At 71.1% G+C, this 11,345-nt stretch carries 12 protein-coding genes; 1 reads left to right on the top strand and 11 read right to left on the bottom strand.

Going from position 1 to position 11,345, the window contains the following annotated elements; translation table 11 throughout:
• Positions 1-19 precede the first annotated feature (19 nt).
• The 3 genes from KE274_RS08170 to KE274_RS08160 form a co-directional block, all read right to left on the bottom strand.
• Positions 20-553, bottom strand: coding sequence for a hypothetical protein (locus KE274_RS08170; protein WP_211542645.1), 534 nt, complete (start codon positions 551-553; stop codon positions 20-22).
• A gap of 124 nt (positions 554-677) precedes the next feature.
• On the bottom strand, positions 678-1,538 hold the full coding sequence (locus KE274_RS08165) for an amidohydrolase family protein (RefSeq protein WP_211542643.1): 861 nt from the start codon (positions 1,536-1,538) through the stop codon (positions 678-680).
• Positions 1,539-1,584: 46 nt separating this feature from the next.
• A complete protein-coding gene (locus KE274_RS08160) occupies positions 1,585-2,373 on the bottom strand; it encodes an IclR family transcriptional regulator (protein WP_211542640.1) in 789 nt (262 codons plus the stop codon).
• Positions 2,374-2,534: 161 nt separating this feature from the next.
• Between KE274_RS08160 and KE274_RS08155 the strand changes: the two genes are divergently transcribed.
• On the top strand, positions 2,535-3,437 hold the full coding sequence (locus KE274_RS08155; RefSeq protein ID WP_211542638.1) for a dihydrodipicolinate synthase family protein: 903 nt from the start codon (positions 2,535-2,537) through the stop codon (positions 3,435-3,437).
• A 55-nt stretch (positions 3,438-3,492) separates the two neighbouring features.
• On the opposite strand, the gene KE274_RS08150 is transcribed toward KE274_RS08155, so the two are convergent.
• The 8 genes from KE274_RS08150 to KE274_RS08115 are packed head-to-tail and all read right to left on the bottom strand — an operon-like array spanning position 3,493 to position 11,335.
• Entirely contained in the window at positions 3,493-3,873 is a 381-nt protein-coding gene (locus KE274_RS08150; RefSeq protein ID WP_211542636.1) for a RidA family protein, read from the bottom strand.
• The gene (locus KE274_RS08145; protein WP_211542634.1) at positions 3,870-4,802 is read right to left on the bottom strand and encodes a DUF4862 family protein; all 933 of its coding nucleotides are present in this window, start codon (positions 4,800-4,802) and stop codon (positions 3,870-3,872) included. Before KE274_RS08145 ends, KE274_RS08150 begins: the two co-directional genes overlap by 4 nt.
• Entirely contained in the window at positions 4,799-5,884 is a 1,086-nt protein-coding gene (locus tag KE274_RS08140; RefSeq protein WP_211542632.1) for an alanine racemase, read from the bottom strand. The genes KE274_RS08145 and KE274_RS08140 overlap by 4 nt, the downstream gene beginning before the upstream one ends.
• Positions 5,881-6,858, bottom strand: a complete 978-nt coding sequence (locus tag KE274_RS08135) for an ABC transporter ATP-binding protein (RefSeq protein WP_211542630.1) — start codon at positions 6,856-6,858, stop codon at positions 5,881-5,883. Before KE274_RS08135 ends, KE274_RS08140 begins: the two co-directional genes overlap by 4 nt.
• A complete protein-coding gene (locus KE274_RS08130; protein ID WP_211542628.1) occupies positions 6,855-7,850 on the bottom strand; it encodes an ABC transporter ATP-binding protein in 996 nt (331 codons plus the stop codon). Before KE274_RS08130 ends, KE274_RS08135 begins: the two co-directional genes overlap by 4 nt.
• A 2-nt stretch (positions 7,851-7,852) precedes the next feature.
• Positions 7,853-8,758 (bottom strand): ABC transporter permease, encoded by a 906-nt coding sequence (locus KE274_RS08125; protein WP_211542626.1) that lies wholly within the window; start codon positions 8,756-8,758, stop codon positions 7,853-7,855.
• Positions 8,755-9,702, bottom strand: coding sequence for an ABC transporter permease (locus KE274_RS08120; protein WP_211542624.1), 948 nt, complete (start codon positions 9,700-9,702; stop codon positions 8,755-8,757). The genes KE274_RS08125 and KE274_RS08120 overlap by 4 nt, the downstream gene beginning before the upstream one ends.
• Positions 9,703-9,727: 25 nt before the next feature.
• Entirely contained in the window at positions 9,728-11,335 is a 1,608-nt protein-coding gene (locus KE274_RS08115; protein WP_211542622.1) for an ABC transporter substrate-binding protein, read from the bottom strand.
• Positions 11,336-11,345: the final 10 nt, after the last annotated feature.

The raw sequence follows: 11,345 nt of genomic DNA, 5'->3' as shown, positions 1-11,345 counted from the left end.
CTATATTGACACCGTAAAATTACGTCGTCAAGTAATTCGCGGTGCTTCGCGAAGGGCGTCGCAGCAGGGTCGCGTACACCGCGACGGCCAGCGTGGTGGTCGCGTAGATCACCAGCGCCTGGAGCACGTAGGCCGGATAGTGCACGATCCACGCCGGCTGTGCCGGGTCGGTCGCGTGGGCCGGGTTGTCGGCGAAGGGCGGCACGACCTCGCCGACGCCGTACGCCAGCACCTGCCCGAGCGCGTACACCGCGACCCCCGCGACGAGAGCGCCGACCGCGGCCCCGCGACGAGAGCGCCAGACCGCCCCGGCCGACCGCCATGCCCTCCCCCGGTCCCAGCGGCCCGCCTCGGGGGTCGCGACCGCGGAGAGCACCGGTGCCGCAAGGAACGCCGCGACCAGCAGGAGCAGCAGCAGCCCCGTGCCGAGCAGCAGCAGTTGCTCATTGCCGGCGCGACTGCGGAACAGCTGGGGCACGAGCAGCAGGGCGAGCAGGGGAAGGCAGCCGACCAGGCTCACGAGCCAGGTGCGGATCAGGATGCGGAGCGTCATGCAGCCAGACTTCCGCCGCCGCCGCGCGCGCGACAGGGGGCCCTCCGGAACAAGCGGGAGGGAAAACCCGAAACCCGTCTCCCGGTCCGGTGAACCCGGGGTCGGCAGCCCCGCGTCCCGCTGGTCAGGAACCGTCGCGCGTCGGGAGGGGCAGTCCGAGCAGACTGAGCGCATCGCGCTGGACGAGCGCGTCGATCTCGATCATCGACAGCGGCTCGAACCCCGGCGCCACGATCCCCCCGATCCGGCGGAGTCCCGCGATCGTGTCGTTCACCGTCGTGAAGGGGAAGTCACTGCCGAACAGCAGCTTGTGCCAGACGCCGTACTCCTGCACGAGCATCAGCGTGTTCCAGAGCTGGAACGGGCGATAGTGAAGCGCGCTGATGTCCGCGTAGACATGCGGATGCTTGCGGATGACGGCGATGCACTCCCCCTCGTAGGGATGACCCATGTGCGCGAGAATCAACCGCAGCTCGGGGTGGCGGCGAGCGATCTCGTCGGCGATCCCGGGTCGGGCGTAGGCCAGCACCGCCTGGCTCATGAAGGTCGTCCCCGTGTGCATCAGCACCGGAAGCCCGTTGCTCTCGGCGTAGGCCCACAGCGGCTCGAACTCCGCGGCGGCCGGATCGAACCCGGCGTACATCGGCATGAGCTTGATGCCCCGCAGGCCCAGATCGCGGTGGGCGTGGACGAGCTCGTCCCACCAGCCGGGCTGCGTGGGATCCAGCGAGAGGAATCCGACGGCCCGGCCGTTCACCGACGCCACGAACGCCGCAACATCCTCATCCTCGACCCAGATCCCCGACAGGCGCGCTTTCCCGCCGATCACGAGGGCGACCGTCTCGTCCGGCGCGGTGTCCCAGTACTGGGACCAGTGGGTGCTCAGGTCCACCTCGTGGCCGGCGGCCTTGCCCGCTTGCGCCACGAAGGTGTCGCCGAGGTGGCGATGCTGATCGAACAGGTGGGCATGGACATCGACGATCATGGGACACTCCCTCTCTCTTTCCGCCATGGTCATCCGGGGCGTGCGCTCAGGCGAAATGGTGTTCGTCGGAACCGAATGCCGGACTGACGTTCCCGAGCGCGAACGAGATGCGCTCGGCGTGGTCGGCCACCGTGCGACCGACGCGCAGGATCTCGGTGCGGGAGAAGCCCGCCTTCAGCCGCGTCACGCTCACCGCGCTCGTCGCCCGACGGCTGCGGTCGAAGATCGGCGCGCCGATGCACACCACGCCGTCGGCATCCTCCTCGTCATCGATCGAGAACCCGCGCTCGCGGGTCCGCGCGAGATCGTCCAGGAGCGCCGGCACGCTCGACACGGTCCGTGCGGTGCGGCGCACCATCGACGTCCGCGACATCGTCGCCGCCACCTCGTCATCGGGCAGCGTCGACAGGATCGCCTTCCCCACCGACGACGAGTGCAGGTACTCCTTCTGCCCCATGTGCAGCTCGAACCGCACACCGCTCGTACTCTCCACCCGCCCGACGACCACCACATAGTTGTCCACGCGCGTCGCGACCCGCGACGTCAGGTCGATCTCGTCGGTGAGCGCCCGCAGGTGCGGCATCGCCAGGTCACGCAGGGAGACCCGCGACAGCGCGACCTCCCCCAGGAATGTCAGTCGGAGGCCGAGCGCATAGCGCCGTTCCATGCCCGACCCCGTCGAGCGCACGAACCCGCGCGCACACAGCGTCTGCAGCGTCGCGAACACCGCACTCTTCGATCCGCCCACCGCGGCCGCGACCTCCGTCACCGTGGCACCGCGCGCCGAGCCGATGAGCGCCTCCAGCACATCGATCGCCCGGTCGACGCTCTGCACTCCGGTCTTCTTCCGCCCCGCACCCTCCATCAGCAGCCCCTCTCGTGATGCCGCGCGCGCCAGGATTCGGCCTGGCCGCACAGTTGTTGGCCGGTCGCGTGCCCGCTGCCTACCGTGGCGAGCGCCGAATAGGCGACTGCCCTACCGAACAGGAGAACCCCGTGACCGACAGCCTCAGCGGCGTCCTGCCCGTCATCGCGACGCCCTTCGACGACCAGTGGGAGATCGACCCCGTCCAGCTCGACGCCGAGATCGACTGGCTCTTCGCCAACGGCGCGGACGGCATCGTCGTCGCGATGGTCTCGGAGATCCTCCGCCTGAGCACCGCGGAGCGGATGGCACTGAACGCCCTCGCCGTGCGGTTCGCCCGCGGACGAGGACCCGTCGTCGTGAGCGTGGGAGCGGAGAGCACGCGCACGGCGCGCGAACTCTGCCTGCACGCACGAGACGCGGGTGCGGATGCCGTGATGGTCACGCCTCCGCTGCTCTCTCCGGTCTCGGAGCCGCAGCTGGTGGCCTACCTCGAGGAGGTCGTCGATGCCGCAGGAATGCCGGTGATCCTGCAGGACGCGAGCGGATACGTCGGCGCCTCGATCCCCGTGGAAGTGCAGGCGGCCCTCGTGCAGCGCTTCGGCCACGAGCGGCTGCTGCTCAAGCCCGAGACCGAGCCGCTCGGGCAGCGCGCGTCCGCCCTGCTCGCGGCAACCTCCGACCGGGCTCGCATCCTGGACGGCTCGGGCGGCATGGCACTGCTCGACACCTTCGCGCGGGGCATCGTCGGCACGATGCCGGGGCCGGACCTGATCTGGGCGGTGAGCGCGCTGTGGGCTGCGCTGCAGGCGGGAGACGACGACCGCGCCCTGGCGATCAGCAACCCCCTCACCGCGATCATCTCGATGGTGCCCGGACTGGACGGCTACGTGGCGTTCGAGAAGCGGTCGCTCGTCGCCCAGGGGGTCTTCACCGATGCGCGGATGCGCGGGCCGGTGACCTATGCGATCGACCCGCCGACCGCGCGGTTCCTCGATACGCAGGTCGAGCTGCTGCGACGTGCGGTGGCATGACGGCGGGCGGGGTCCGGTGCCGCGGGGATGCGCGCGCACCGGACCCCGCGACCGGTCAGCCACGATCCACCAGGAGCACGGCGTCCAGCTCGATCAGGAAGCCCATCAGCTCGACCTTGATCGTCGTGCGCGCGGGGAAGGGCTCGGGCAGGTACTGCGCCGCGATCGCATTGAACTCCTCGAAGTCGCCGAGGTCGTTCAGATACGCTCCGAGTCGCACCGCGGCGCCGAGGTCGGTTCCGGCCGCCGCCGCGACCGCCTGCAGGTTCTGGAAGGTCCGATGCGCCTGCGCGGCGAACGTCTCGCCCACGAGAGCACCCCCCTCGTCGAACGGGCCCTGCCCCGCAAGGAACAGCAGCCCTCCGGCGACGATGCCCTGGGAGTAGGGGCCGACGGGCGCCGGTGCGGAGGGAGTGGAGATGGCGTGCTTGATCATGGTGTCCTTCCAGACGTCGGTGTTCTCAACAGGTCGAGGGCGCGGCGCACGGCGGCGATCCGCGGTTCGAGGCGGTCGCCTGCGGGACGCCACGCGGTCTTCACCCCGACGTAGGCGGGCGGGTGGGCGAGCGAGGCCAGTGCTTCGACGGCGTGCTCCCGCGTGAGCAGCGAGACGGATGGATCGACCGTGTCCACGACCGGGGGATGGGCGTCCGTCCAGGCGGGACCGTAGGGCCCGTCCTCCCCTGAGACGCCCGAGAGCATGAAGCCGAACAACCGCTCACCGGCCTGTTCCGCGTGCACGGCGGCGCCGGACACGTCGCGGAACTCGATCGCCGACCGGCCCCAGTTGACGACGAGGCCGCTCGTGGCCGCACCCTCGTGGTCGCTCCGCTCGACCGCCGCGCGCTCGTCGTGCAGCCGCGCGTACCCCTTGTCGGGCGCGCCCGCTCCGCCCACGGCGTCGCAGTGCTCGATCACGACCGCGGTGCCGCCCCAGTCCCACGAGCGGATCTCCCGCAGACTCTCGGTCAGGCGCGCCGCCACGCCCCCCGAGCCCGGCACGCCGCTCGACAGGGCGACCGCGGTCACGACCCGGCCGTGCTCCCGCCAGCGCATCAGCTGCTCGTGCATGCCGGCGATCACGGCGATCGCGGCGCGGCGACCCCGAGGGTCGGCGGACGCGAGGCCGAAGCCCGTCCTGGCGCGAGTGCGGACCGCGAGCGCGGGCACAGCGGTGACCACGTGGCGCCCTCCCCCGCCCGCCCACTGGAACCACTGCTCGTCTCCCGCGAGGCCGAGCGGGATCTCGAGGCCGTCCACGTCGTCGAGCCCGAGGATCGATTCGACGAAGGCGGCCGCCGCGGTCGGGGCGTCCTCCGGCGACAGGGCCGCGTAGGCACCGACGACGACGTCCCGACGAGTCATCGCCGTGCCTCCACCGGCCAGCGGTCGACGATGACCCCGCGACTGACGACCCACGCCGTGGAGAACATGTTGACGGTGCCGCAGGCGTGGTTCGGCAGCAGCACCACTCGATCGCCGAGCGAGACCGCGCCGGCCCCGCGCAGGAACCCGTGCTCCTCGTGGGCGAGTGCGAGCACCCCCGGACCGTCGACGCGTGTGCCCAGTCGTCCGTCGCCCCGGGCGCTGCCGTCGCCGCTCATGGCCTTGAGCCCGGCGTCGACGATCGCCGGTTCGCCGCGCTGGGTGCTGACGACGGTCGCATGCACGGTCAGCGCGCAGTCCTCCGCGGCAACCGCGCCCGTGGAGCGCTGGTTGTCGTCGCCGAAGACGTAGGTTCCCGGTCGCATCTCCGTGATGCCCGCGACGGTCGGTGCGCTGTCGGCACCCGGCGTCGAGCCGACCGAGACGACATCGATGGCGACACCGCGAGCCCTCGCCGCTTCGGCGACCTCCACCAGGAGACGCCCGACCCCGATGCCAGCGGCACGGCGGGCCTCCCGATCCGCTCCGTGCCGTGCCAACTGCCCCTCGTGCGTGAAGATGCCCTCCAGTCGGAGGCCGTCCAGCGCGGCGATGTCCTCCAGCTCTCCCGGCGCATCGGCGGGGTGAGCCCCGGTGCGGCCGAGACCCGAGTCGATGTCGAGGCGTACCGGGATCGTGAGGCCCTCCGCCACCGCACGCCCGGCCAGCGCCACAGCGGCGGCGACCGAGTCGACGCCGACGGTCAGCCGGCCGCGAGCTGCGAGCCGCACGGCCGACGCGATGCGCGCGGCGCCCACGGGCGGATACGCCCAGAACACGTCGTGGCCGGCCTCGATCAGGACCTCCGCCTCGAGCGCCGTGGCGCAGGTGAAGCCGACCGCACCGGCGGCGGACTGCAACGCCGCCACCGCCAGGCTCTTGCTCGTCTTCCAGTGCGGCCGGAGGGCCACGCCGGCACGATGGGCGATCTCGGCCATGCGCAGCACGTTGGCACCGAGGCGGTCGAGATCGATCACCAGCGCCGGCGTCGGCACGTCGGCGAGACTCTCGGGAAAGGTCATGCGGATGCTCCTCGGTGGTCGACGGCGGCGGTCGCGTCCTCGGGGAAGTGGCAGGCGACGGCACGACCGCCCCCGATCGGCGCGAGCGGCGGCGTCTCCTGTGCGCACCGCTCGACGGCCTTCCAGCAGCGAGTGCGGAATCGGCATCCGCTGGGCGGGCGAAGCGGCGATGGCAGCTCGCCGCCGAGGACGATCCGCTCGCGGCCTGCGCTGTTCGGCGTCGCCGAGACGAGTGCCCGCGTGTACGGGTGCGCCGGGGCGTCCAGGACCGCCGCGGCCGGCCCCTCCTCGACGATCACCCCCAGGTACATCACCACCACCCGGTCGGCCGAGTGGCGCACCACCTCCAGGTCATGCGTGATCATCAGGAAGGCGGTGTCGCCGTCGCGCCGGATGTCGGCCAGCAGATTCAGCACCTGCGCCTGCACGGAGACGTCGAGCCCCGAGACCGGCTCGTCCAGCACGAGCAGGCGGGGCGACAGTGCCATCGCACGCGCCAGCCCGATGCGCTGACGCTGCCCACCAGAGAATTCGTGCGGGTAGCGGTCGAGCGCGTCTGCGGGCAGGGCGACGCGGTCCAGCATCCGCACCAGGTCCTGTTCCGAGGCGGGAATACCGTGCGCGCGGAGCGGTTCCCGCAGGATCTCCCGCGCTGTGAAGCGCGGGTTGAGGGACGAGTGCGGATCCTGGAACATGAACTGGATCTCGCGGCGCAGTCGACGCCGGTCCGCGCGATCGGCCGCGGTGATGTCGTCGCCGCGGTAGACGATGCGGCCGGACGTGACCGGGTTCAAGTGCACGAGCGCGCGGCCCATCGAGGACTTCCCGCAGCCGGACTCGCCGATCACGCCGACGAACTCCGCATCGCGCACGACGAGGTCCAGCCCGTCGACCGCGTGCACGACACCGCCGCGGCGGCCTCCGGCGCGGAAGTGCACGCGCAGCTGTTCGACGGCGAGGAGCGGCGCGGTCATGAGGCCAGCTCCATCCGAGGGTCGTCGCGGAAGTGGCAGGCGCTCAGCCGGCCGGGCTCCGGTGGAAGCAACAGTGGCGTCTCCTCGCGGCATCTCTCCGACCGTCCGACGAAACCGCACCGGGGCGCGAACGCACAGCCCGAAGCGGCGGACCCCGGTCGCGCCGGGATCCCGGGGATGGTCGGCAGTGCGGTTCCCGGCGGGGACGCACCGGGGCGGCTGGCCACCAGGGCTCGGGAGTAGGGGTGCCGCGCGTCACCGAGGATCGAAGCGGCCGCTGCGGACTCCACCACGCGTCCCGCGTACATCACCACGGCGGTGTCCGCGATCTGGCCGATCAGCCCCAGGTCGTGGCTGATGAACAGGACGGAGACGCCGAGGGCCTCCTTCGCGCGAAGCAGCACGTCGATCACCTGGGCCTGGATGGTCGCGTCGAGCGCGGTCGTCGCCTCGTCGGCGATCACCAGCTCTGGCTCGTTCACGAGCGCCATGGCGATCACGGCACGCTGGCGCATGCCCCCCGACCACTGGTGCGGGTACTGCCGTGCGCGCCGCTGCGGCTCCGGCACCCCCACCAGCTCGAGCACCTCGACGGCCTTGTTCCTGGCGGCCGTCCGTCCCGCGGCGGGGTGATGGATGCGGTAGGCCTCCGCGATCTGGTCGCCGACGCGATGCAACGGGTTCAGGGTGGTCATCGGATCCTGGAACACCATGCCAATGCGGCCGCCGCGCAGTGCGCGCATTCGACGTTCCGGCCAGCGGACGATGTCCTCGCCGTCGAACCGGATGGCGCCATCGGTCGACGCCCCGGTCGGCAACAGCCCCAGGATGGCGAGCGCGGTGAGGCTCTTCCCTGAGCCGCTCTCGCCCGCGACCCCGACGATCTCGCCGCGGTGCACCTCGAGGTTCACCCCGCCGAGCAGCTCGCTCGGCCCGTCGGCGGTGGGGATCCGCACGACGAGCTCCTCCACCGTCAGAAGCTTCTCCGTCATCGTCATCGCGCCTTTCTGGGGTCGAGGGCGTCGCGCAGGCCGTCGCCGATGACCATCGCGGCCAGCACGGTGAGGGCGATCGTGAGTCCGGTGGGTATCCACAGCCACGGCATGGAGGACAGCACGGTGATCGACTGTGCCTCGGTGAGCATGTTTCCCCAGCTGGGCGTCGGCGGCTGCACGCCCACCCCGAGGAACGACAGTGCCGCCTCGAGCAGGATGGCCTCCGACACCAGGAGGGTCGCCGCCACCGTGACATGAGGCAGCACGAAGGGGACCAGATGCCGGCGCATGACGAAGAGGGTCCGCGAACCCAGCACCTGGGCCGCCTGCATGAATTCCTCCCCGCGCAGGCCGATGACGACACTGCGCGCGATGCGGGCGGACGAGGGCCAGGAGAGCCCGGCGATCACCCCGATCAGCATCCCGATGTTGGGCCCGAGCACCCCGGCGAGGACGATCGCGACGAGCACCGCGGGAAGCACGAGGAACCCGTCGATGATCCGCGTGATGGCCGTGTCCACCCAGCCGCCCGCCCAGCCGGCGACGACGCCGACGATCGTGCCGACGGTGACGGCGATCACCGCCGCGCACAGTCCGACGGCGAGAGACACGCGTCCGCCGTGCAGCAGGCGCGTGAGCACGTCGCGGCCGACCGAGTCCGTGCCCAGCAGGTGCTCCGGGCTCGGCGGGCGCCGCACGGCGCCCAGGTCGATCTGCTCCGGGGTGTACGGCGTGAGCCAGGGGGCCGCGATCACGGCGATGAGAACCACGGCGATCACCGCGACTCCGCCCACCGCGAGTGCGTTCCTGCGGAACCGGCGGCGAGCGGCCGCACCGGGCGAGGCCTCCTTCCGGTTCCGCAGGGCGACCGCGCTCGTGCGGGGTCGCATGTCGATCTCGGTCATCGCTGCCTCCGCACACGGGGGTCGAGGATCACGTAGGCCACGTCTGCGAGCAGGTTGCACACCAGCACCAGCACGGCGACATAGAGGCCGAACCCGATCACCACCGGGTAGTCACGCGCCTGCACGGCCTGGATGGAGAGCTGTCCCATGCCCGGCCACGCGAACACCTGCTCCACGGCGACCGCGCCCGCGAGGAACACCGGGATGTAGAGCATCAGCACCGTGATGAGCGACAGCAGGGTGTTGCGCAGTGCGTGTGCCACCGCCCGCACGGGCCCACCGCCCTTCGCGAGCACCGTGCGCACATAGTCCTTGCCGAGCTCTTCGAGCATCCCCCCGCGGACGAAGCGCGTGAACGGTGCCGCGACCGTCAGGGACAGCAGCCCGACCGGGAGGAGGAGGTGACGAAGCACGTCGAGCGCGTCGCCGCCTCCCGACGACGTCATCCCCGCGCTCGGCAGGAGCCGCAACTGCACCGCGAACACATAGATGCCCAGCATCGCCAGGAAGAACCCGGGGAAGCAGATGGCCAGCACGCTCCCCGCGCTGATCGCGTAGTCCACCGGGGTGTTGCGTCGTGCCGCGGCGAGGATCCCGGCCGGCACGGCGATGAGCGTGCCGATCACGAGCGCGCTGCCCATCAGCAGCATCGTGGGGCCCAGCCGGTCGGTCAGCACCTGACCGACCGGCTGTCCCGAGGAGAACGAGTAGCCCAGGTCACCGGAGAGCACACCGCCGAACCAGCGGACGAACTGCACGAGCACCGGCTGGTCCAGCCCCAGCTCCCGGCGGCGCGCGGCGATGTACGCCTCGCGATCGGCACCGCTGAGCTCCGGGGGCAGGGTCATCTCGACCGGGTCGCCGGGGGCCGCGTGCACGAGCGCGAACAGTCCGATCGCGATCGCGACGAAGATCACGGCGCTCGACAGGAGACGCCCGCTCAATGACCTGATCACCCTGGTTACTCCCCTACTGCCCCGACACGGTCCACTCGGCGGCGTTCCAGAAGCCGTTCGTGGCGTCGCCGTTCGGTACGAAGCCGGACACGCGGTCGCTCACGGCCCAGATCGTGTCGGGACGGTTCAGCCAGATGTACGGCACCGTGGCGTTGTCGAGGCGCGCGGCGTCGCGGTACACGGAGGCCCGCGCGTCCCGGTCGTTGGTGCCCGCACCCTCCGCCAGCAGCGCGTCAAGCGCCTCGTCGCAGAACAACGACAGGTTCGAGCCCTCAGGGAAGCGCGACGCGCACGACAGCACCGGGGCGGAACTGGCGGGGTCGATCGAGTAGACGCCCCCGCCGAAGAGCAGCAGATCGAACGACTTCGCCTGCAGCAGCGCGGACTGCCCGGCGGAGTCCACCGGGTTCGCGCTGGCCTGGATGCCGACGGCCTTCAGGTTCTCCACGATCACGTCGACCGTCAGGTCGCGGTCGCGCTGCCCGTTGATCCAGCTGAGTTCCACGGGCGTCGAGGGGTCCCAGCCCGCCTCGGCGAGCAGCTCCTTCGCGCGCTCCGGGTCGTACGGGTAGGAGTCCAGGTCGTCCGGCAGGGCCCAGTCGGCCAGGAACGTGCTGTTGAGCCGGCTGGCCGCGCCCCCGAGGATGCCGTCGATGATGCCCTCACGGTCGATCGCGGTCACGATCGCCTGGCGAACGCGCGCGTCGCCGAGGAGTCCCTTCTCGGTGTTGACGGCCATGCGGGTGAACCCCGGCGACGGTGCGGTGCTGACGCTGACGTCGGGGATCGCCTCGACCGCGCCGAGGTCGCTCGGCGAGATCTGCACGATGTCGATCTCCCCCGTGGACAGCTGCGAGGTGGCCACGTCGCTCGTGACGAGCTTCAGGTACAGCGTGTCGATGCCGACCTCGTCCCGGTAGTGCTCGTTCGCCGACAGGACCAGCTCCTGGTCCTGTCGGTACTCGTCGAGGACGTACGGCCCCATTCCCGCGGTCGGCGCGGAGAAGAACTCGTTCTCCATGACCTGTTCGGCGGGCACGTCCCCGAGCACGTGCTCGGGGAGGATGAAGAAGATCGGACCGTAGGCGATGAGCGACAGGAACCCCGCGTCGGGGCTGCGGAGTTGGATGCGGACCGTGGTGTCGTCCGGGGCGGTGACGCCGGCCAGCGTCTCGGCGGCACCGGACTGCACGTCGTCGTAGCCGACGACCCCCGCGAGCCGCGACGACTGCGCACTGGCCACGGCGGGATCGGCGAAGAGGTTGTAGGTGAACACGACGTCGTCGGCGTCGAACGGCTCCCCGTCGCTCCACGTCAGCCCCTCCCGGAGGTGGAACGTGTAAACGGTGGCGTCGTCGTCGACCTCCCAGGACTCCGCGAGCCGCGGAACGTACTCGGCATCGGGGTTCGTCGTGACCAGGTTGTCGTAGAGCAGCGACATCGCCAGCTGCTCGCCGCCCGCGAACGGCTTGAGGGGGTTGAACGCGGTCGGCTCCTGGTACAGGTAGACGCTCGCGGAGGTGGCGGACGGAGAGTCGGCGTCGGACGGCCCTCCCGCGGTGCATCCCGCCAGCAGGACGACGGTGGTCGCCGCCAGGAGCGCCAGTGATCGCTTTCGCATGGGTACCTCT

Origin of the sequence: Microbacterium paraoxydans, from assembly GCF_018224615.1 — a bacterium.
GTDB lineage: Bacteria > Actinomycetota > Actinomycetes > Actinomycetales > Microbacteriaceae > Microbacterium > Microbacterium paraoxydans_B.
This window is presented reverse-complemented; position numbering and strand designations above follow the sequence as displayed.